Raw genomic sequence first — 20,155 nt, forward strand, 5'->3', positions numbered from 1 at the left:
TCGCAACCGTGCTCCGCCACCTACTGCCGGTCGGTGTAAGTCGCGGGCAGGCACACCGCGCAAGGCCGGTATCCGGCCGTGATCGCGGTGGTCTCGTCCGGGAAGAAGACCCGGTGCGCGACATAGTGGCCACGGGTGAGGGCCCGCAGGGCGGAGGGGCAGTCGAGCCGGCCGTACAGACGTCCGCGCCGGTGTTCTCCGAGCGTGCCAGGAGTGGTACTCCGGTACGGCAGTCCGTCCGCGCCGAGCAGGGTGTGCGCTTCAGGCGGCATCGTGGAAGACCAGGCCCAGCGCATGGCGGCGGCCGGAGCGGACGGTGCTGACCCCGTGCCGCATCGCGCCGGCGGACCAGCCGCGTCTGGTGGCCACCGGGCGGTCGCGCGTGGTGAAGATCAGTCCGTGGCCCTGATCGAGGACGTTCGTGGTGCCGCGCGACTGGGCGCGCGGACGCTGCTCGACGAGCAGGAACTCCCCGCCGGTGTAGTCGGTGCCGTACGCGTCGAGACCGATCACGACCTGGAGAGGGAAAAGCATGTCGCCGAACACGTCGCGGTGCAGGGCGTTCCAGTCGCCCTCCTCGTAGCGCAGCAGGATCTGGGCCGAGCGGTCCTGTCCCGCTTCGTGACACACGGCCACCCATTCCTCCAGGGTGTCGGGCCAGGGAGCGGGGCGGCCGAGCCGGGCGGCCCAGTCGCGGGCGATGGTCAGCAGATGCGGGTAGAGCGCGGCGCGCAGTTCGGCGACCGGCCGGGGCAGGTCATGGGTGAAATAGCGGTACTGGCCGGAACCGAAACGGTGGCGTGCCATGTCGACCGTCGTCCGGAACAGGTTATCCTGGTCGTAGAGTTCACTGATCTCGGCGCACTGGGCGAGGGTGAGGAGGCGTGGCGTGAGCGCGCATCCGTAGGCGTCCAGTTCCTCGGCGAGGTGCGCCCAGTCGGCCGTGTCCACTTGTCCGCGGGTGCCGGCGATGTCGGTCTCGGTGTTCATCGGTCTGCTCCGGTAGGGGGGTGGGCCGCGGGGCCGCCGTCGGCGGTGGCCGCCCGTCGTCAGATGAGCGTCGGCTGCAGGGCGCCCTCGTGCGTGAGGAGCTGCACCTTCCGCTCCACACCGCCGGCGTAACCCCGCATCGAGCCGTCGGCGCCGATCACGCGGTGGCAGGGGCGCACCAGCAACAGGGGGTTGGCGCCGACCGCCCCGCCCACGGCCTGCACCCGCTCACGCGGAAGGCCGAGCTGTTCGGTCAGCCGGCCGTAGGTGGTGGTGGCGCCATACGGGATGGCATCCAGGGCGCCCCACACCTGCTGCTGGAAGTGGGTCCCCGTGGGCGTGAACTCCAGGCGGAACACGGTCAGTTCACCTGCGAAGTACGCCCGGATCTGTCGTACTGCCTCGGCAAAGGCGGCTTCGTCGTGCCGCCGGTCCTCGCGGACGACGGGAGTTTTCTTCATGCCCTGCACGGACAGTGAGGTGATCGCCGTGCCACCCGGTGCGGTGCCGGACTCCTCGCCCACCAGCAGCAGTTGGCCGAGCGGGCTGTCGATCATCGTGTGGACCCTCATGGCCGCGGTCCCCTTCGTCTGGATGTCTCCGTTCTGCTCTCACAGCCTGAGGTTTTCGGGCGCGGAAAGCTGGCGGTATTCGGACGCCGCGCTGGGAGCTGTCGTGGGCCGGACTGCACGGCGTCGACGAGGCCCGTCACGACGGCCCGACGTCGCTGTGCGATGCCACGCCTAGCTCGTCCACTTGCAATTGTTCATGCTGTTTCAGCAAGATGATGGATGTGGACGAGCTGAGTACCGTACTGGCCGCTGTCGGGCCGCGACTGCGCGCACTGCGCAGGCAACACGGCATCACCCTGGCCGACCTGGCGGAGACGACCGGCATCTCGGAGAGCACGCTCTCGCGACTGGAGAGCGGCGGACGGCGACCGACCCTGGAACTGCTGCTGCCACTGGCCCACGCCTACGGAGTGCCGCTCGACGAACTGGTCGGCGCACCGCGGACCGGGGACCCGCGCGTGCACCTTCGTCCGGTACGCCGATCCGGGATGACATTCGTGCCGCTGAGCCGCCGGGCCGGTGGAATGCAGGCGCACAAACTGGTGATCCCGCCCACCCGACAGGACACCGAACCCGACCTGAAAATCCACGAGGGGCACGAGTGGGTCTACGTCCTGAGCGGCCGGCTGAGGCTGCTCCTCGGAGACCAGGACCTGATTCTCAAACCCGGTGAGGTCGCGGAGTTCGACACCCACCTACCGCACTGGCTGGGATCTGCCGACTCCGATGCGGTCGAACTGCTCGTCCTCTTCGGCCCGCAGGGTGAACGTGCCCACTTGCGCGCCCGCGCGACCTGACCGCATGAGGTAGTCCGCGCCCGCTCACGAGGCGGGAGGTTGTTCGCGGCCGGCGGCAGGAAGCGCACGCCGCCGGCCGGCGCAGGGGAGTCACCGACCGGTGGGGTGACCCGGGTGGAGCAGCATGTCGAGTCCATGGCGGCGATTCCCCAGGGTGCGCTCGCAGCCGGCTGCCTCAGCATCCGGGCTGAAGGCGTCGACGAATCGCCTCTCCTTCCGGCGCGCCACCGCGGCATCGGTGTCGGCGGCCACGAGATCGGCGTTGATCGCCGCTGCGGCCTGTACCCCGGAGGCCGCGGCGGCGGGGACTCCGCCCAACAGCTCGGTGACGTTTCCGGCGACCCACACCCCGGCGACACCGGTGAACCCGCCCGCGTCCGATTCCACGTAACTCCCCACTCCCATAGGGTGCTCCACCGCAGTCAGGCCGAGGCCCGCGAGCACCTCGCCACGGGCGTCGAACCGGGGCGCCACCACCAGAGCCCGCACGGGTACCCGCAGACCGGAGGAGAGCCGTACAGCCGACAGGCGGTCGTCGCTCACTTCGAGAGCGGCGACCTTTCCGTCGACCACGCTGATTCCCCGAGCGGCCAACTGCTCCCACTGCTCCTCGCCCGGGTCGTCCGCGGTGTGCAGGAAGAGAGTCACGTCCGGCGACAACTGGCGGAACAGCAGCGCCTGATGCACTGCGGCAGGCCCGTCGGCCAGCACTCCGATCGGCGCGTCGCGCACCTCCCACCCATGGCAGTACGGGCAGTGCAGCACGTCACGACCCCATCGCTCCCGCAGGCCGGAGACATCGGGGAGTTCGTCCACCAGCCCGGTGGTCACCAGCAGCCGCCGTGCACCGTAGCTCCGGCCCCCGGCGGTGTCCACGACGAACCGTTCGCCCTCACGGCGGACGGCCACCACCCTGTCCGACACGACCCGCCCGCCGTAACCGACGACCTCCTCCTGGCCGACCCGCAGCAGCTCGCGCGGCGCGATTCCGTCGCGCGACAACAGTCCATGGATCCCGGATGCGGGCGCGTTGCGCGGCTCCCCGGAGTCGACCACCAGCACCGACCGCCGGGAACGGGCCAACGTGAGAGCACCGGACAGCCCGGCGACCCCACCTCCGACGACCACGACATCTACAACAGCATCTGCCTCAGTGAGGCTGTTCTTCTCCGTCTCATCCATACGGACACCCTGCGAGCCCCCCGAGCGTGAGTGCAAGATTTCTTGCTGTTATGGCAAGTCTGCTGACAGCCGAGCGACGGCGCATCGGGTTCAAGGAGATCCGAACCGTGCACGTGGTACGGCAGCGGCGCGCGAGGCCGCCAGGTCCGGCGGCGCGTCGGGCACGCGGGAGGCGAAGCGCCGCATCCGCACCACGACCCTGCTGCGCGACGGGCGTGAGCCGACCGGGTTCGCCGACGTGCTCCAGGGCCTGATGGTCGACGGAGCCTGGGACCTCCCGGCCGGCGGCGGAAGCGTCCTGGACCAGCGGCCCGGCATGCCCCCGCTCAGCGTGCAGATCACCGGACAACCTAAATGAGACGCCGTCAGCGCAGGTCGATCACTCCGACTGGGCAAGATCACGATTGTTCGGTGGGGGTTCCCCTGACGTACGCCGACGGACGATCCCGCAGGCGAGTGCCCAGCAGGTGTCATGACCCAGGCAGGTTGATGAAGTACCCGTTGGGGGAGTCCCCGCGCATGGAGCGCGCCAGCTCGGAGACGTGCCTTGCCTGGGCGGCAGAGAGGCGCCGCGCCTCCCACAGCAGAACTGCGGCGTCCACCGCCTCCGGGGCCGGAGGCGGTGGCACCTCACGCAGGTAGACGCCCGTCAGCGCGGCCAGTTCTCCGGCGTTGATCCCCAGCAGGGCTGCGAAGTCTGTCACCGAGCGGGGCGTCAACTCCTTGCCGCCGGAGCCGATCACACCGTAAGTGGACGCCGACAGGTAGGTGGGCGATACCACCGCCAGGAGCTTCCCCATGCCCGTCCAGCCCAGATTGCGGTACTGGAGCATGCGGATGACCCAACCGCCAGGATCAGCAAGGGGTGCGAGCCGCTTCGTGGCGAAGACGGAAGGTCGCTCCTCCTGCGGCAGTGAGCGGATGAGCTGCAGGAGTTCACGACGTTCCGCAACAGGGAGGTGCAGCGCATCCATCACGATGTACGGTGCCCACCGCTCGGCCGCGGCGTCCAACGGCGCCATGTCGTCAGGGACGGCCAGCCCCGCGAGAATGAACAGATCGACGGCGTGGAAACCCACGGCAGGGGCTATCCGTTGGAGCAGATCCTCGCGGGGGGCTTCCCTCGCAAGCACCGCTCGGACTTCGTTTGCCGTCAACCCGGCGCGATCGGCCAGCGCCTGGGCACTCAACTTTCTGTGGTCGAGCAACCACGCCAGCATCACGCCGAAACCGAGATGCTCCGTCATGCCCGCAGCCTAGTGAGTAGCGCAGGCGCAGCGTCGCTTTCGCCTGGATCGGCCGACCCAGGCAGTCGCTTGTTCGCATGGGCGTCAGGGGCGCGCAGTGGCCAGAGCGATCATGCGGTACATGGCGGCTGTAGGAATCGCAGGGTTCTGGGAAGCGTCTTCGGCGCGGTGTTCATCGAGGAGCAAGGGGATCAGGACTTCCGGCGGCAGGGCTGGGTTTCGCCGGGCTGAGCTGCTGACGGCTCAGTCGGCATCGCCGGCCAGCCTGACTGCGGATTCGGGCGACAGTCGCGGGTCGGCGGCGGCGCGTCGCACCTGGGCGTCGGGATCGCGGCTGAACCGTTCGACGAGGGCGGCATCCGACGCGTGATCGTCGAGCGCCAGCAGACGGATACGGGGTTCCGGGTCCTGGGCGAAGCGGAGCAGGTCGTGCCGGGGGAAGTTGGGGTGGTTTCGGGGGCGTCCCGGGAACGAGAAGCTGCCGTGCCACCAGCTCCACACGTCCAGCAGTACGTCCGCTGGGGCATCGTCGCAGGACTCGGTGAGGAAGAGCCGCACAATACGGTCCTCATCGTGGGCGAGGAGGTCCACCACGTCCGACGGAAGGTGCCGGGCGCGGGCCACGCTGCGGCAACCAGAACCTCCGCTGATGCGCCCCGGTTGGCGCTCAAACCACGTAACCACGCGGTAGCTATGCGCTCGCAGGGGGTTGCGTCCAGGAAGTGGTGTACGGGTTTCCACCCAAATCGTGGGTTTGATCCCGTAGTTGGGTGAGAAGCCTGAACGTAAGACGGCCACCGGCTGATCCTTCGAGAACGACGAAGCTCTTGAAGGAGAACAGCACGATGACCGCACCGGACAGTCTGCCGTTTGCCGGCCTGTTGGAGGAGAACCTCGCCTCGGCGAGTCCCGATCTGCTGCGGCAGATGGTGAAGACCTTCGCCGACGCCATGATGTCCGCCGACGTCGACGCCGCTTGCGGCGCGTCCTACGGCATGCCGAGTGAGGAACGCGTCAACTCCCGCAACGGTTACCGGCACCGCCAGTGGGACACCCGGGCCGGCAGCATCGACCTGGCCATCCCCAAGATCCGCTCCGGTTCCTACTTCCCCGACTGGCTGCTCGAGCGCCGCCGCCGCTCCGAACAAGCCCTGATCTCCGTGGTCGCCACCTGCTACCTGCTGGGCGTCAGTACCCGCCGAGTCGAGAAACTCGCCGCCACCCTCGGCGTCACCCAACTGTCCAAGTCCCAGACACCTCAGGGCCCTAACTCGTCAAGCAGCAGCGGCGATTGGGGTGGGGTAGGCGGTCTGCTCGTCGAACAGTTCGCCTGACTGGAGACAGTGGTAGAGCTGCCCGAGCATGCGGTTGAAGAGGTTGCGCTGTGCGGATGCGTGCCAGTCGCCGGCTTCGCGGCGTCGGCGGTAGTGGGCGTCGGCCCCGGCGGAGGCGCGTAGTGCGGAGAATGCCCAGAGGTACCCGGCGTGGTTGAGGCGGTCGTTCTTGACCCAGCGGCGGGTGATGCTGGACTTCTTGCCGGAGGCCCGAGTGACCGGCGAGGAGCCGGCGTATGCCTTCAGTCCGCGGGCGTCAGCGAACCGAGTGTGGTCATCCCCGATCTCGGCGAGCACCCGGGCGCCAAGCTGGACGCCAAGACCCGGGAAGCTCAGGATCACGTCAGCGTCCGGGTGCTGGGGGAAAGACTCCTCCACCGCCTTCGCGAGGTCGTCGGCGGCGATGCAGCTGGCCTCCAGCTGGATGAGGAGAGCGAGCATCTGCTTGCCGAGCGCTTCCTCGACCAGCAGCGGCTGGTGAGCGTAGTCGGCGCGGAAGAACTCGCGGATCCGCTCAGCCTCGGCGTCGATGCCGCGCTTGCGGCCGGCCCGCTTGAGCGACGCGCTGATCTGCGTGCGGGTCAGCTGTGCGGCGCGGGTGGGCGTCGGGGCGGTCTTGAGGAGTTCGCGGGCTTCGGGGCGGCAGAGGCCGTTGGTCCAGGTGGCGAAGGTGTCCAGGGCTGCTGGGTAGTACTCGCGGAGTAGGGAGCGGAGCTGGTTGGAAATCTGCTGCCGGTTCCAAAGAGCATCCTGTTGGGCGCGGGCCAGGACGGCGATGACGCGGCCGAGGTCGCTGTCAGCGGGCAGGGGCCGGTGGGCGTGCATGTCGGTGCGCAGGATGTTCGCCAGGACCAGGGCGTCGCCGGGGTCGGACTTCTTGCGCGAGACGGACGTCCGGTCGCGGTAGCGTGCGGCGGCCATCGGGTTGATCGCGTAGACCCTGCGCTTGCCGGTCCGCAGCACGGCCACGAGCAGGCCGCGGGAGGTCTCGATGGCGACCGGGATCGGGGTCTCCTCGGTGTCGCCATACTCGGCGAGCAGGTCCAGCAGGATGGTGTAGCCAGCGGCGTCATCGGTGATGTGCCGCTTGGCCAGTAACTCGCCGCTGTCGTTGACCAGGGCGACGTCGTGCGTGCGTTCCGCCCAGTCGATTCCGCAGTAGATCAAGATCTTCCTCCCCAAGTGTGCGGGTGTCTGCGCTGGTCACGAGCGCATGCGGAACCACGCGGCGACCTAATCCCAGGACTCGGCCGCATGGGCTGGTCCTCCACCTCAGTAGCCGTTCGTGGCACCAGCTCACTCCACGGGCCTCGGTCTATGCGGGAGCTCAGAGGGCTCGGGCGTATCAAGAGGTCACCATGGCGCGGGCTCGCACCACGAACACCAACGAGTGATCAAGCAGTGAGTGTTGACGCTCGACGGTGGCGGGCGTCGCTCGCTCTGGGACGAGGCGTCTAGGCCCGGTCAGTGAAAGGCATCCGCCCGGCACCGACGGGCGCCAACACACCCTTGCTGAGTAGTGACGGTCACGGAAGGCATCCGTCCGGTGCCCATGCGTCCGCCACCGCTACAAGCACCAGGACTGCGCACCCGGTCTACGTTGAGGCGTCGATTGTCGGCTGCCCCGAGATGTCACGATCCGGCACTCGAACACCCCAAGACCCATCTGCTCCCTCGGGATGCCACTAACAAGGGATTAGGTCAGCGAGATGGCCAAGGTCCTCGACGCCCGGGTCGCCGAGTTCCGCAACCGGCCGTTGGACGCCGGCCCCTACACCTTCGTATGGGTCGACGCCCTGACCCAGAAAGTCCGCGAGGGAGGCCGCGTCGTCAACGTCCACTGCCTGGTCGCCGTCGGCGTCAACAACGAGGGCAAACGCGAGGTCCTCGGCATCGACGTCGCCTCCAGCGAGGACGGCGCCGGCTGGCTGGCGTTCCTGCGCTCCCTGACCACCGGCGGCCTGAGCGGCGCCGAGCTGGTCGTCTCCGACGCCCACGTCGGCCTGGTGGGCGCGATCGGAGCCGCCCTGCCCGGCGCCGCCTGGCAGCGCTGCCGCACTCACTGGAGCCGTAAAGAATCAAGGTGTTGCTTCGCACTCGTTGACTCGTTGGCCTGGTATGGCGATCGCGCAGGAGATCCTTTCCCAACTCGGCTGCCGGTTTTCGGTGTTGCTGCCTCATCTGAACGAGCGGCAGCGGCGCTTGGCTGTCGCGACCGAGGCGAGATTGCTTGGCCACGGCGGCGTGCGAGCCGCCGCGAGGATCGCCGGGATGAGCGAGACCACGGTGCGCCGCGGGGTCGAAGAGCTGGAGGTGGGCGAGGCACCGCTCGCCGATGGGCGTGTCCGGGCGCCGGGTGGGGGCCGCCGTGTGGTCGAAGCAACCAACCCTGCGGTGCTGGATGCTCTGTTGGCCCTGGTCGAGCCGGACGAGCGCGGGGATCCGATGTCACCGCTGCGCTGGACGACCAAGTCGTTGCGTCGCTTGGCGGACCAGTTGACACGGCAGGGGCATCCGGTCTCCGCGCCGACGGTGGGGCGGCTACTGAAGGCAGCCGGGTTCAGTCTGCAGGCAAATGCCAAGACCCTCGAAGGGGCCCAACATCCCGACCGTGATGCCCAGTTCCGATACATCAACGAGCAGGTCAAGGACCACCAAGCGGCTGGCGAGCCGGTGGTCAGCGTGGACACCAAGAAGCGTGAGCACCTGGGACGACTGCCCATGGCCGGGCGGGAGTGGCGCCCCAAGGGTGATCCGGTCGAGGTCGAGGACCACCACTTCTTCTTCACCGGCCCCGACGTCGAGCAGGCGATCCCGTACGGGATCTACGACCTGGCCCGAGACACCGGATGGGTCAACGTCGGCGTCGACCACGACACTTCCGTCTTCGCGGTGGAGTCGATCCGCCGCTGGTGGAAGGCACGCGGGAGTCTTGACTACCCGGCCGCATCACGGCTGCTGATCACCGCCGACGCGGGCGGATCCAACGGCTACCGCTACCGCGTGTGGAAGAGCGAACTCGCCTCCCTGGCCGCCGAGACCGGCCTGACGATCACTGTCTGTCACTTTCCTCCGGCTACGAGCAAGTGGAACAAGATTGAACACCGGCTGTTCTCGCACATCACGCTCAACTGGAGGGGCAGGCCGCTGACCAGCCATGACGTGGTCGTGGAGACCATCGCCTCCACCCGCACCAGGACAGGCCTGCGCGTCGAGGCCACCCTCGACACCGGGGACTATCCCACCGGAGTGGCGATCAGCAAGGAACGGTTTGACGCGCTGCCGCTGGAACGGCATGCCGTGCACGGAAGCTGGAACTACACGCTCCACCCCGACGACACCGCTCCGTCTGTCAGTGAGAGCATCACCGGCGAGCAGAGCGACGGACCCGCTCACCGCCGTCAGGAGATGTTGCGCAGACTCAACGACGGGCGGCTAACCGGCATGAGCAGCGACGAACTCGCCAGGCTGTGCTCGGTGCTGGCTCCGCTGCAGGCCGCCGGGGCCCAGCAACGCCACTGCGAGCAGCGCGGCGGCCGGGCCCGTCGGGCCACCGGCAAGCTCCGCGGCAGCAAGCCACTGTTCGACGACCCGGCCCGCGTCCTGCTCACGCTCCTGTACCAGCGGCAGGTGTGCTCGATGAACGTGCTCGGAGACCTGTTGGAGGTCACCGGCGCGTGCATCGGCGACCTGGTGAAGGACACCCGCAGGGTCCTGGAGGACCACGGGCACGCTCCCGGAACGGCGCCGGTCCGCTTCAAGGCCGCCCGCGACCTGCAAGATTTCCTGGACCACGACGTCCGCCCCGCCCGCACCGCGATCATTGAACGACTTTCCGCTCCGGCCCTGACCGGGATGAGTTGTGGGGAACTGCACGACCTCACCCGGCGGCTTGCGAGCCGGCAGGCGGCCCGGGCCGAGCGGATCTCGCACCAGCGACGCGGCGGCGAACGCCAGGCCGGTGCCCGAGGCGGCGTGTTTCCCCAGCGGATCGGCAACAGCGAGCGTGTCTTGCTGACCGTCCTCTACCTGCGAAAGCTGTGCACGATGGAGGTGATCACCGACGCGCTCGGTGACGTATGCCGATCCACGGTCGGCAACGTGATCCGAGAGACACGACCCCTGCTGGAAGAGGAGGGATACGTGCCGCCACCCACTCCTGTCCGCTACCGCACCGCCGCCGAACTCCTCGCCGCCGCAGGACCGGAGCAGGACACGCCGACACCTTGATTCTTTACGGCTCCACTACGCCCGCAACCTGCTCTCGCAGGTCCCCAAATCCGCCCAACCATGGGTGGCGACGCTGCTGCGGACCGTCTTCGAACAGCCCGACGCAGCCGCCGTCCGCAAGCAGATGGCTGCCGCGATCGCCGGCCTGGACGAGAAGTACCCCAAGGCCGCCGAGCATCTCGAAACCGCCTCCGCGAAGACCTCCTGGCCTTCGCCGCTTTCCCCCGCGACGTGTGGAAACAGATCTGGTCCAACAACCCGCAGGAGCGCTTGAACAAGGAGATCAGGCGCCGGACCGACGTCGTCGGGATCTTCCCCGACCGAGGCGCCATCATCCGCCTGATCGGCGCCGTTCTGGCCGAGCAGAGCGACAGACGATGCCTGGCGGCGCTTCCTGCCCGGGTACACCCCGCCGTCCGTCCCGGAGATCTGCGCCGCTCTGGAACCGGTGGAGACGCACGAGGCTGCCTCGTTCCTTGCCCAGGTCGCGGCCGTCGACCTCGTCTGGCCGAGTCACCGGCACCTGCCCGCCGAGGCCGCCGAGCGCATGGCAAAGCGGGTGGTGGCCCTACTGGGACCGGAGGCCAGCTGGTGGACTAACCACGATGCCGAATGCGGCGCCGTGCACGGGCTCACCCCGCTCTTCGACAGCCTGCTCGCGGGGATGCAGGGCGAGCACTTCGCGCTGGCCCTGCAAATCGCTGACGACTGAGCGTCGTAGTCGGCCAGACGGGCCAACTGCCTACTTGCCCGGTGTTAGCGCTGAAGTCGGCCGCAGTGTCGCGGATGCAACACGTACCGTGATGGCTTCGGCTCGCGAACGGGTGTGGTTGACGGTGCCGACCGCCTTCACGCGAAAATGCAGCAGGGCCTGGTCTATCTCTGAAGGCCAATGGGCCGACGGTGGCCCGGTGTCCCGCCCTCCCGATCGGGGTAGCCGTGCGGGCAGCCGACGCCCGCCGATGCCCTACCGGAAAAGGAGCACGCCCATGCGCCTCTACGCCCAGACCCCGGCACGTCGGAGCCGCCAGGTCCTCGCAGACCTGATCGCGGCGGCCCTGATCTACGCCGCGGTGAAGCTGGCCTTGGCCGTGCACGACGCGATCGGGCGACTGGCCGATCCGGGCCGCAAGGCGGAAAGCGCCGGCAACAGCCTCTCCGACGGACTCGTCGACGCGGGCGACGCCGCCTCGAAGGTGCCGTTCGTCGGAGGCCAGTTGAAGAAGCCGCTCAGGTCCGCCGCCGAGGCCGGCACCGGGCTGGCCGACGCAGGTCGTTCGCTCCAGGACACGGTGGGCCACGTGGCGACGCTGACCACGGTCGCCCTGATCGTCATCCCGGTGGTGTTCGTGCTGCTGCTGTGGCTGCCCCCGCGCCTGCGCTGGATCCGCCGCAGCGCCGTCACCCGGCGCCTCGCCGCCGATGCGGGCGGCGCCGACATCCTCGCGCTGCGCGTCCTCACCGGCTCGCAGCGCGAACTCGCAGCGCTGCCCACGCCACCCGGCGGCCTCGCAGAGGCTTGGCGGCGCGGCGACAAACAGGTCATCGCCGACCTGGCGGCGATCGGCCTGCGGCAAGCGGGTCTACGCGCCTGACGGGTGAGCAGCGGGCGGGACCCGGGCCAAGCCGTCCCCCTTCGAGGGCAAGCTCGCCCGTGGGCAACGGTGACGTTCCCTACGGTGACGGATTGGGCGCTGCATCTAGCCGGACGGGGCAACTACAACGCTCGGTCACAGGTCAGTCGCAGTCGTCTATTCGCCAGGTCCGGATTGGCCAAATACACCCCGACGGAGTTGCCAACGATGAATCGACGCGAGGGCTTGCCCACGACGTCTCAGGCTTGCCCACCGCGCGCCCCTGAGGCTTGCCCAACTCGCTGACCTGGAACAACGTCCGATGGGTACATGTACCGGTATGGGACGCATCCACTGGCCTGACGTGGTCGACCGCGCCCGGACATCGTGACCGGCTACGGCGAGATGGGCTGCACGCTGCGCCAGGTCCACTACCGGCTCGTCGCCGAAGGCCTCATTCCCAACACCCCGCCCACCTGCCGGCGTCCGTCCTCCCGGCTGGCCCAGGCTCGCCGCGACGGCCACTTCCCCGACCTGATCGACACCCTGCGCGAAGTCCGCGTGCCCCCAGCCTGGGCCGACGCCCGCGACTTCCTCGCTGACATCCCCGACTGGTTCGCCCTGGACCGCACCGCCGGCCAGAAGGCGGCGCTGTACGTCGCGGCCGAGAAGGACACCCTGCGCCGCATGTTCACCGACTGGCTCGCGGACCTCGGCATCCCGGTCCTGGTCGTACGCGGATTCAGCTCCCAGACCTACGTCGATATCGTCCGGGCGCGCACTGCCCGCGACCCGCGCCCCGCGGTCCTGCTCTACATCGTTCTCCCGGGCTTCCGAGACTGTGGCATGACGCTGCACTAGCTGCATGACCTGGGGTTTTCTCTAACATCTCTGGGGCTGTCGTGATCGTTGCGACACGTTGCACATGAGATCGGAGTAGACCCTTGAGGGCCTTTCTTGTTCAACTTCCATCCGGCGTCCGCTACTGGACCGTGATGGACGAGGACCTGGCCGTCGTACCGGAGGCGGACGCGTTCTTGCGGCACGTCCGGTTCGGCAAGGACCAGGCGGAGCTGACGACCCGTACGTACGCCGGGCACATCGCGCTGTACCTGCGCTGGTGCATACGGACGGGCCGTGACTGGCGGGTGGCGGCCGCGGAGTTGGGGATGTTCATCGTCTGGCTGAAGTTCGGCTCGAAGCAGGTCACGGGTATCGACCGCCCTTCGGGCAGCGGGCTTGTGTACCCGGGGCCGGGGGCGGAGGCCGTACGTGAGCCGGCCCGGATCCAGAACATCCTCACGGGAGTGCGGCAGTTCCTGCTGCACGGCATCACCGCGAAGACGGTGCCCTCGCACGTGATGGCCCAGATGTACGAGGTGGCGGAGAACTGGGATCTGCCGGAGCAGGCCCGGGGAGAGGATGTGACCGGCTACCGGATGCGGCCCCGGTACCGGGTTCAGGTTCCGCGCAAGAAGGGTGAGCGGGCCAGCGACCGCGAGATCGTGGAGCTGTTCCTGGCCTGCCGTAACGCCCGGGACCAGTTCATCGTGCTGCTGCTGGGCAGAGCCGGCCTGCGCCCGGGAGGCGCCGCCGGACTGCGGCGCGAGGACATGCACTTCATGCCGGACTCATCGGCGCTCGGCTGCCCCAAGAAGGGCTCTCACCTGCACACGCTGCGGCGGGACAACGTCAACGGGGCCTGGGCGAAGCGACAGCTGACGGCGGCGCCGGGACGGTGGAAGCCCGTCGACCACCTTGGTGCTCGCCTACGATCAGTACGTCCTGGAGCGGATGGCGCTGCCGCACGGGCCGGGCAGCGACTTCGTGCTGGTGAACCTGTTCACCGAGCCGCTCGGTGCGACCGATGACTGCGGACAGCATCACCGAGCTGTTCGGGCGGCTGTCCGCGCGCGCCGGGTTGAGCAGGAATGTCACGCCGCGGATGCTGCGGCGCGCGGCGGGCAGCAATCTTGCGGACGCCGGTGGTGGCCAGGACGAGATCGCCGCGATGCTGGACCACGCGCGGCTGTCCAGCGCGGAGCCGTATCTGACGGCGGCGCCGGACCGGCTGCGGAACGCGGTGGACGCGGTGCCCTCGCCGCGCGAGCTCGCCCCGGGGTCGGATGCCTCCGACGCCGAGCTGGCTGCATTCCTCTGGTCACTGATCGACTCCGGATTCTTGGACGGTGCGGGCTGGAACGCCGAGCGCCGTGTCCTGGACCCGCCGATCGGCCACCCCACTCTGGGCAGGCGACGGTGCCCGGTGGCGGGGTGTATCTCTCCGGTGAAGGGACTCAAGCTTTGTAGTACCTGCGCCACCCGGCTCCGAAAATCCTTGCTGTCCTATGAGGAGTTCGTCCAGATCCCGCGCACGGCACCGTACCTGCACCTGCCAGTGGGCGACTGCCGCGTTGGCGGCTGTGAGCGGCCGTGGACCGACTCGGGTGGGCGCCCCGTGTGCCGGACGCACTGGTGGCAGCTACAGAAGTACGGCGGCTCCTTGGAGGAGTTCCTCGCCGACCCGGCCGCCAAGGGCCTGCCCAGCCTGGGGGACTGTGCCGCACTTGCCTGCAACCGTCGGGCAGTCAGCGCGGGTGACACCCGGCTGTGCCATCCCCACGAAAAGCGCCTGTGGGCCCTGCGCGAGGAACCCGACTTCGACGAGGAGGCGTGGTTGCGGACCGCGCCTTCAACCGGCTTCGCCGCCAAGGTCAGCTTCAGGGGCCTGCCCGAACTCGTCGTAGCCCAGCTGCTGTTCGGACTTCAGCATCGCTGCCACCGGGGTGCCTGCACCGAGATCGGAAACTTCCGTGCCCTTATAGACCGGACCATTCGCCCCTCGGGTGCCCAGCGCCTGGAGGACGTCCCTGACCCGGCCGCGAACAGTGACGCCCTCAACTCTGCGCCAACCTGGACGGCTTCGAGGCGATGACCTGCTACGAGATGCGGCCGAGCATCGAGCTGCTGATGGACACAGGCCGCCGACCTGAAGAGATCTGCCGCCTGGAGCTGAACTGCCTCACCCGCGACAGCCAGGACAAACCGGTGCTGCTCTACAACAACTGGAAGGAGCAGAGAATCGGGCGCCAACTGCCCATCCACGAGCCGACCGCGGAGCTGATCATCGCGCAGCAGAAACGCGTACGCGAACGCTTCCCCAACCAGCCCCCGTCGAAGCTGGTCCTGCTGCCCTCGCAGAACCTGAACCTTCGCGGGGACCGTTCCATCGACTCCAACCACCTCAGCGGCACGCACCGTGAATGGGCCGAGAGACTTCCCGATTTCGTCCTCGACGACGGCACCGTCTTCGACAAGGAAAAGATCTTCCCCTATACCTACCGGCACTCCTTCGCCCAGCGGCACGCGGACGCCGGCGTCCCCATCGACGTCCTGGCCGAGCTCATGGACCACGACAACTACCAGACCACCAGAACGTACTACCGCAACCCTCGGGAATTGCATCTGATGAGCGAGAAGCCGCAGGTCGCGAGGTCAGGACAGGGCCTGACGAGGACTCCATCCTCCTGCAACTTGAGGGCCTGAGCTGGGGGTTTGGTGATCAGATCCCATCTGATGCAGGATTTGCCCTCTGAAGGGGAGGGTGGAAGTGGGTCTACAGCGACGCTCTGATCTGGCTGGGGCGGCTCATCTGGAGCTGGTTTCCGGGGTGGTCCAGCTGCGTCCGCAGGACACGATGGTCGAGGCCCGTCGCCCTGGCTCTTCCCCGGCGGCCAGCCCGGACGGCCGATAAGCACCACGCAGCTGACCCAGCGGCTGAACCAGCTCGGGATCCGGCCCAACCAGGCCCGCAGCACCGCGCTCTTCCAGCTCGCCACTGAGATCCCCGCCGGGATCCTCGCCCGCACCCTGGGCATCCACACCGACGTCGCCGTCGCCTGGCAGCGTCTGTCCGCCGGCGACTGGGCCAACTACGCCGCCGAGATCAGTCGACGATGACGCTCGGCACCGCGACGATCAGTGCGTTGGCGATGGCTGCCAGGCCGTCGCCGCGACCGATCCAGCCCAGCCCCTCGGGAGTGGCGGCGCCGAGGAACACCGGGGCGCCGAGCGCGGCCGTGAGGACCTTCTGGGCTTCCGCTCGGCGAGGGCCCAGTTTGGGGCGCTCGCCGATCAGCTGGACCGACACATTGCCGATCTCGAACCCGGCGTCCCTGACCAGTCGGGCAGTCTCGGCCAGCAATACGGTCGGAGCGGCACCCTCCCACTCTGGGGTGGATGTGTCGAAGTGGGCGCCCAAGTCGCCGAGGTCCGCCGCTGTCAGCAGCGCGTTGCACGCGGCATGAACGACGGCGTCCCCATCCGGTTCCCCGGCCAGACCCACCGGTTCGTCCGGCCAGTCCAACCCCGCAAGGCGCAACGGCCGTCCCGCCGCGAACGGATGGATGTCCACCCCGGTCCCGATCCGAGGCAGCTGGAAGCGGGCAAGCGGTGCATCACCATACGGCGTCGTCATCGGAACGAGGATCTCCCTGGGAAGCAGCGAGCGGCAGGACGCCGACACTACCGAATGGGGCACTGGCTGCTGTCCCCATCGTCCGAAGGCAAGGCATTCGGACAGTTCCAATACCCGACGTCACCATTAGTCAAGGAAGTACGTCTGCGCGAGGCGGTCGAGCGCGTCACCCAGATGCAGTTTGACCGCCATGGCACCCGCATCTGGGGCGCGGTCACCACCGTGCTCGATGCCGAACGCACACGCCGGGCCATCGGCGCGGTCGTCGTCCCCTTCGGCACCTGCTCCGAGCCCTCCAACGTCGCCGCCAGCGGCGGAGCCTGTCCACTCCGCTTCCGCTGCGGGGGCTGCGACCAATTCTTCACCGACGTCTCCTACCTCCCCGCCCTCCGCACCTACCTCGACGACCTGCTCCTACAGCGGGAGAAGCTGAGATCGATGGCCGAGGCCGACGACTGGGCCATCGCCGAGGCCTCCCCGTCCGACGCGGAGATCACTCGCATCCGCCGTCTGATCCAGCGGGTCACCGAGGATGTCGAGACGCTCACCGAGGCCGAACGCGCCGAAGCCCAGCGGGCCGCCCAGGTCGTCCGCCAGATGCGGCAGAACTTCCTCGGCATGCCCCGCATCCGTCAGCCCCTGCCCGATCTCCGAGTGGAGCGACCCGCATGACCGCACCTGCCCCCACCGTCCAGGCGATGATCGAGGGTCGCCGGGCCGACACCGGACGGCGCCGTCAGCGCGTGCTCGCCGCCTTGACCGACGCCGCGAAGAACGGCTCCGAGGTCAGCGTCACGGCCATCGCCCGCCGCGCCGGCGTCGACCGCACCTTCCTCTACCGCCACCGCGACCTGCTCGGCCAGGTACACGCCCAGGCCGCCGAGCCGGCCGCCCTCCCCGGCGGCCGCGGCCCAGCCGCCAGCCGGGCCGCCCTCCAGGCCGACCTGGCCGGGGCTGATGCCCGCACTGCCCGCTTTGCCACCCAGGTCAGACGCCGAAGCACGGCTCAGCGAGGCTCTGGGAGACCAGGTCTGGCGCGAGTCCGGCGTCGGTGGCCCCGAGGACACCGAACAGCTCAAGGCGCGGATCACCACCCTCGAACAGCAGGTCGTCGACCTGGAACTCAAGCTCCAGGATCGCAACGACGACCTCGCCGCCGCCCGCGGCGCCAACCGCGAGCTCATGGCCCAGCTCAACCGCGACCCGACACGCCGAGCGGAGTGAAAGCGCAGGTCACGCCCCCACATCGGGCCTCTTGAAGCAAAAGGACGCCTTGGCGCACTCTGGAAGGGAGCAAGGAGGTCCTGGGCATGCCCGACAAGCGTCCTCGGGGACCGCAGCCGAACCGGCGGCCCCAACGCGAGACGCAGCGAGTGCTCGCCGCCGTCGACGCTGTCCTGGACCTTAGCCTTGATCCACCGATCTGATGGCTGTGGATGACTCTTCGGGAAACAAGGAAGTGCCTTGTGACCTGCGATGATGGGAGTTCTTGAGGCTTCCAGCACGCACGATCGGCAAGGCACTTCCGAGATGCAAGTTTCCCATACTCCAGCGGCGGTCTCCGCTGCGTTCGATGACCCGAATCTGGTCGCGCTTGCCGGGCTGGTTCCGGTGATGCGGCTGGCCGAACGGTGTGGGCTGTCGGGCCTGGTGACGCAGAAGGTGGAGCTGAGCGGGACGACGAACGGCGCGGGTGCGTCGGCGGGCGCCAAGGTCAGCAGCATCGTGGCCGGCATGGCGGCGGGCGCGGACAGCATCGACGACCTCCACGTGCTGCGGCACGGCGCGATGCCCGCCCTGTTCCGAGGGGTTCGTGCGCCGTCCACGCTGGGCACGTTCCTTCGCGCGTTCACCCACGGTCACGCACTCCAACTCCACGCTGTCCACCGCAGGTTCCTCGGTCAACTGGCCGCGCACACCCCGCTGCTTCCCGGCGCCGATCAGATGGTGTTCATTGATGTCGACTCCACCCACAAGCGGGTCTACGGCCGGGCCAAGCAGGGCGCCGAGTACGGCCGGTTCAAGGGCATCCGCACCCTGCACCCCCTGCTTGCCACGATCTGCACCCCCACCTCCCGGCCGGTGATCGCAACAGTACGGATGCGCCGCGGCAAGGCAGCCGATTCCCGTGGGGCCCCGAAATTCGTCAGTGAGGCGCTGGCCACCGCCGTCGAGGCGGGCTGCACCGGCACCCGGATCCTGCGAGCGGACTCGCAGTTCTACAACGCCGGGGTGATCGCCACCTGCCGCCGGGCCGGAGCCCACTTCTCGATCACCTGCGGGATGAACCCCTCCATCAAACGGGCCATCCACACCCTCCCCGACCAGGCCTGGCAGCAGATCACGTACCCGACCGCGGTGCCCGATCCCGCAACCGGTGAACTCATCTCGGACGCCGAAGTCGCCGAGATCCCCGCCTACACCGCGTTCGCCAGCCGCACAAAAGCAGAGCGGGTCACCGCGCGGCTGATCGTGCGCCGGGTCCGCGACCTGGCCAAACCCGCCGTTGTGGGTGAGCAGGGCGAGTTGTTTCCCGTCTGGCGCTACCACCCGTTCTTCACCGACCAGCCCGCACAGACCCTCCAGGCCGAACGCGAACACCGTCACCACGCGGTCATCGAGCAGGTCATCGCCGACAGCAAAGCCTCTGCCCTGGCCCACCTGCCCTCCGCACACTTCCACGCCAACGCCGCATGGCTCACCCTGTGGGCGATGACCTACAACCTGCTGCGGGCCACCGGCGCACAGGCCTCCGCCTTCCACGCCAGGGCCACCACCGCCACGATCCGCACCCACCTGGTCCACGTTCCGGCCCGGATCGCCCGCTCCGGCCGCCGCATCACCCTGCACCTACCGCACAACTGGCCCTGGCAGCACGCCTGGACACACCTGTTCTCCACCGCCCACGGACCGGCCGGCTGATACGAACAGCCCCTGCCCGCCCCGCCCGCAAGGGCCCGACCGGAACCGAACCGTGGAAATGCTGGGCAGACCAGCGGACACAAGCTGCCCTCACCCGGCCACCCGACCCGAAGCCGATCAAAAGACCACTCTCAAACCACCTCGGTGGATCAAGGCTTAGGCCGATTACCTGCCTGTCACCCTCTGACAGATCTTCTACGTCCTGCACGGTGAAGGTGTGCTCGCCAAGACGCTGAGGGACTACAAGCGGCTGGGCGAGTACGTCGGCATGGCGCGCCGCTCCGGCCGGATCCCGTGGTCGGCTATCCGGGACGACAAGCAGGTCGCTGCCGAGGCTCCGCCGTCCTTCACCGGGACCGAGCACTTTTGGCGGACCGTGGACGCGATCGCCCGCGACTACCGGGTCGACCGCCAACACGGTCAGCTCGTCTGGCTGGAGCTGTGGTCGGAGACCGAAGGAATGGTCTCTCAACTCGCCCGAGTGGAAGAGGAGTTCGGCATCTCCTGCTACTCCGGAGGAGGCTTCGGCGGCCTCGCCGGAAAGCACGATGCCGCCGAGCGGGTCATCGCAGACGGCAAGAGAACCGGCGTTCTTCACATAGGCGACTACGACGCAAGTGGTGAATGGATCCTCACCGCGCTCGCCGAGGACGTCACCGCGTTCGCCGCGGCGGCCGCCGCCGAAGTCGAGTTCGTACGCGTCGCGGTCACCCCCGAGCAGGTCGAGACCTCCTGTCGACCGCCCCGCCGAGCGTCACCGACCGCCGCGCGTTCTGCGGCTCCACCACCACCCAGGCCGAGGCGCTGACCCCCAACGTCCTGGCCGCGAT

20 protein-coding genes and 3 pseudogenes are annotated in these 20,155 nt (G+C 68.6%); 15 read left to right on the forward strand and 8 right to left on the reverse strand.

What is annotated here, in order from left to right; genetic code table 11:
• Window positions 1–20: 20 nt before the first annotated feature.
• Genes OHA03_RS39115 through OHA03_RS39125 form a run of 3 tightly spaced genes read right to left on the reverse strand, consistent with a single transcriptional unit; the run spans window position 21 to window position 1,562 of the window.
• A complete protein-coding gene (locus OHA03_RS39115) occupies window positions 21–272 on the reverse strand; it encodes an Ada metal-binding domain-containing protein (protein WP_267008739.1) in 252 nt (83 codons plus the stop codon).
• On the reverse strand, window positions 262–990 hold the full coding sequence (locus tag OHA03_RS39120) for a 2OG-Fe(II) oxygenase (RefSeq protein WP_267008740.1): 729 nt from the start codon (window positions 988–990) through the stop codon (window positions 262–264). Before OHA03_RS39120 ends, OHA03_RS39115 begins: the two co-directional genes overlap by 11 nt.
• A gap of 59 nt (window positions 991–1,049) precedes the next feature.
• Window positions 1,050–1,562, reverse strand: a complete 513-nt coding sequence (locus tag OHA03_RS39125) for a methylated-DNA--[protein]-cysteine S-methyltransferase (RefSeq protein ID WP_267008741.1) — start codon at window positions 1,560–1,562, stop codon at window positions 1,050–1,052.
• Between the two features lie 212 nt (window positions 1,563–1,774).
• On the opposite strand from OHA03_RS39125, the gene OHA03_RS39130 reads away from it, so the two are divergent.
• The gene (locus OHA03_RS39130; protein ID WP_267008742.1) at window positions 1,775–2,359 is read left to right on the forward strand and encodes a helix-turn-helix domain-containing protein; all 585 of its coding nucleotides are present in this window, start codon (window positions 1,775–1,777) and stop codon (window positions 2,357–2,359) included.
• Window positions 2,360–2,449: 90 nt separating this feature from the next.
• On the opposite strand, the gene OHA03_RS39135 is transcribed toward OHA03_RS39130, so the two are convergent.
• The 3 genes from OHA03_RS39135 to OHA03_RS39145 form a co-directional block, all read right to left on the reverse strand.
• The gene (locus OHA03_RS39135) at window positions 2,450–3,541 is read right to left on the reverse strand and encodes an NAD(P)/FAD-dependent oxidoreductase (protein ID WP_267008743.1); all 1,092 of its coding nucleotides are present in this window, start codon (window positions 3,539–3,541) and stop codon (window positions 2,450–2,452) included.
• A gap of 470 nt (window positions 3,542–4,011) precedes the next feature.
• On the reverse strand, window positions 4,012–4,788 hold the full coding sequence (locus OHA03_RS39140) for a hypothetical protein (RefSeq protein WP_267008744.1): 777 nt from the start codon (window positions 4,786–4,788) through the stop codon (window positions 4,012–4,014).
• 243 nt (window positions 4,789–5,031) lie between these two features.
• Window positions 5,032–5,412, reverse strand: a complete 381-nt coding sequence (locus OHA03_RS39145; protein WP_267008745.1) for a hypothetical protein — start codon at window positions 5,410–5,412, stop codon at window positions 5,032–5,034.
• Between the two features lie 221 nt (window positions 5,413–5,633).
• On the opposite strand from OHA03_RS39145, the pseudogene OHA03_RS39150 reads away from it, so the two are divergent.
• Window positions 5,634–6,041 (forward strand): annotated as a pseudogene (locus OHA03_RS39150) (transposase); the annotation flags it as partial.
• A 21-nt stretch (window positions 6,042–6,062) separates the two neighbouring features.
• On the opposite strand, the gene OHA03_RS39155 reads toward OHA03_RS39150, so the two are convergent.
• Window positions 6,063–7,292 (reverse strand): IS110 family transposase, encoded by a 1,230-nt coding sequence (locus OHA03_RS39155; RefSeq protein WP_267009629.1) that lies wholly within the window; start codon window positions 7,290–7,292, stop codon window positions 6,063–6,065.
• A 488-nt stretch (window positions 7,293–7,780) separates the two neighbouring features.
• Between OHA03_RS39155 and OHA03_RS39160 the strand changes: the two are divergent.
• The 9 genes and pseudogenes from OHA03_RS39160 to OHA03_RS39200 all read left to right on the forward strand — a co-directional run.
• A pseudogene (locus OHA03_RS39160) lies at window positions 7,781–8,185 on the forward strand (transposase); the annotation flags it as partial.
• Window positions 8,186–8,240: 55 nt separating this feature from the next.
• On the forward strand, window positions 8,241–10,352 hold the full coding sequence (locus OHA03_RS39165; protein ID WP_267007819.1) for an ISAzo13 family transposase: 2,112 nt from the start codon (window positions 8,241–8,243) through the stop codon (window positions 10,350–10,352).
• Window positions 10,353–10,365: 13 nt separating this feature from the next.
• A pseudogene (locus OHA03_RS39170) lies at window positions 10,366–10,724 on the forward strand (transposase); the annotation flags it as partial.
• Between the two features lie 76 nt (window positions 10,725–10,800).
• The gene (locus tag OHA03_RS39175; protein ID WP_267008746.1) at window positions 10,801–11,064 is read left to right on the forward strand and encodes a hypothetical protein; all 264 of its coding nucleotides are present in this window, start codon (window positions 10,801–10,803) and stop codon (window positions 11,062–11,064) included.
• A gap of 277 nt (window positions 11,065–11,341) precedes the next feature.
• Window positions 11,342–11,947, forward strand: a complete 606-nt coding sequence (locus OHA03_RS39180; protein WP_267008747.1) for a hypothetical protein — start codon at window positions 11,342–11,344, stop codon at window positions 11,945–11,947.
• 366 nt (window positions 11,948–12,313) lie between these two features.
• Window positions 12,314–12,787 carry a hypothetical protein gene (locus OHA03_RS39185; protein WP_267008748.1) on the forward strand — a complete coding sequence of 158 codons (474 nt, stop codon included), beginning with the start codon at window positions 12,314–12,316 and terminating at the stop codon, window positions 12,785–12,787.
• A gap of 83 nt (window positions 12,788–12,870) precedes the next feature.
• The gene (locus OHA03_RS39190; protein ID WP_267008749.1) at window positions 12,871–13,797 is read left to right on the forward strand and encodes a hypothetical protein; all 927 of its coding nucleotides are present in this window, start codon (window positions 12,871–12,873) and stop codon (window positions 13,795–13,797) included.
• Entirely contained in the window at window positions 13,794–14,861 is a 1,068-nt protein-coding gene (locus OHA03_RS39195) for a tyrosine-type recombinase/integrase (protein WP_267008750.1), read from the forward strand. Before OHA03_RS39190 ends, OHA03_RS39195 begins: the two co-directional genes overlap by 4 nt.
• The gene (locus OHA03_RS39200) at window positions 14,858–15,472 is read left to right on the forward strand and encodes a site-specific integrase (protein ID WP_267008751.1); all 615 of its coding nucleotides are present in this window, start codon (window positions 14,858–14,860) and stop codon (window positions 15,470–15,472) included. Before OHA03_RS39195 ends, OHA03_RS39200 begins: the two co-directional genes overlap by 4 nt.
• 400 nt (window positions 15,473–15,872) lie before the next feature.
• Here OHA03_RS39200 and ispF read toward each other — a convergent pair whose 3' ends face one another.
• The gene (gene ispF / locus OHA03_RS39205; protein WP_267008752.1) at window positions 15,873–16,403 is read right to left on the reverse strand and encodes a 2-C-methyl-D-erythritol 2,4-cyclodiphosphate synthase; all 531 of its coding nucleotides are present in this window, start codon (window positions 16,401–16,403) and stop codon (window positions 15,873–15,875) included.
• Between the two features lie 174 nt (window positions 16,404–16,577).
• Between ispF and OHA03_RS39210 the strand changes: the two genes are divergently transcribed.
• From OHA03_RS39210 to OHA03_RS39225, 4 genes are all read left to right on the forward strand, one after another.
• Entirely contained in the window at window positions 16,578–17,075 is a 498-nt protein-coding gene (locus OHA03_RS39210; protein ID WP_267008753.1) for a hypothetical protein, read from the forward strand.
• 303 nt (window positions 17,076–17,378) lie between these two features.
• Window positions 17,379–17,627 (forward strand): hypothetical protein, encoded by a 249-nt coding sequence (locus OHA03_RS39215; protein WP_267008754.1) that lies wholly within the window; start codon window positions 17,379–17,381, stop codon window positions 17,625–17,627.
• Window positions 17,628–17,933: 306 nt separating this feature from the next.
• Window positions 17,934–19,325, forward strand: a complete 1,392-nt coding sequence (locus OHA03_RS39220; protein ID WP_267008755.1) for an IS1380 family transposase — start codon at window positions 17,934–17,936, stop codon at window positions 19,323–19,325.
• 217 nt (window positions 19,326–19,542) lie between these two features.
• Entirely contained in the window at window positions 19,543–20,133 is a 591-nt protein-coding gene (locus tag OHA03_RS39225) for a hypothetical protein (RefSeq protein ID WP_267008756.1), read from the forward strand.
• The last annotated feature ends 22 nt before the right edge of the window (window positions 20,134–20,155 follow it).

Origin of the sequence: Streptomyces sp. NBC_00154 (assembly GCF_026342835.1) — a bacterium.
Taxonomy (GTDB): Bacteria; Actinomycetota; Actinomycetes; order Streptomycetales; family Streptomycetaceae; genus Streptomyces.

Excerpts from the sequence above, each read along its gene's own strand:
- OHA03_RS39115 (WP_267008739.1), bottom strand. The coding sequence starts at position 272 with ATGCCGCCTGAAGCGCACACCCTGCTCGGCGCGGACGGACTGCCGTAC.
- OHA03_RS39120 (WP_267008740.1), bottom strand. The coding sequence starts at position 990 with ATGAACACCGAGACCGACATCGCCGGCACCCGCGGACAAGTGGACACG.
- OHA03_RS39125 (WP_267008741.1), bottom strand. The coding sequence starts at position 1,562 with ATGAGGGTCCACACGATGATCGACAGCCCGCTCGGCCAACTGCTGCTG.
- OHA03_RS39130 (WP_267008742.1), top strand. The coding sequence starts at position 1,775 with ATGATGGATGTGGACGAGCTGAGTACCGTACTGGCCGCTGTCGGGCCG.
- OHA03_RS39135 (WP_267008743.1), bottom strand. The coding sequence starts at position 3,541 with ATGGATGAGACGGAGAAGAACAGCCTCACTGAGGCAGATGCTGTTGTA.
- OHA03_RS39140 (WP_267008744.1), bottom strand. The coding sequence starts at position 4,788 with ATGACGGAGCATCTCGGTTTCGGCGTGATGCTGGCGTGGTTGCTCGAC.
- OHA03_RS39165 (WP_267007819.1), top strand. The coding sequence starts at position 8,241 with ATGGCGATCGCGCAGGAGATCCTTTCCCAACTCGGCTGCCGGTTTTCG.
- OHA03_RS39180 (WP_267008747.1), top strand. The coding sequence starts at position 11,342 with ATGCGCCTCTACGCCCAGACCCCGGCACGTCGGAGCCGCCAGGTCCTC.
- OHA03_RS39195 (WP_267008750.1), top strand. The coding sequence starts at position 13,794 with ATGACTGCGGACAGCATCACCGAGCTGTTCGGGCGGCTGTCCGCGCGC.
- OHA03_RS39200 (WP_267008751.1), top strand. The coding sequence starts at position 14,858 with ATGACCTGCTACGAGATGCGGCCGAGCATCGAGCTGCTGATGGACACA.
- ispF (WP_267008752.1), bottom strand. The coding sequence starts at position 16,403 with ATGACGACGCCGTATGGTGATGCACCGCTTGCCCGCTTCCAGCTGCCT.
- OHA03_RS39210 (WP_267008753.1), top strand. The coding sequence starts at position 16,578 with ATGCAGTTTGACCGCCATGGCACCCGCATCTGGGGCGCGGTCACCACC.
- OHA03_RS39220 (WP_267008755.1), top strand. The coding sequence starts at position 17,934 with ATGCAAGTTTCCCATACTCCAGCGGCGGTCTCCGCTGCGTTCGATGAC.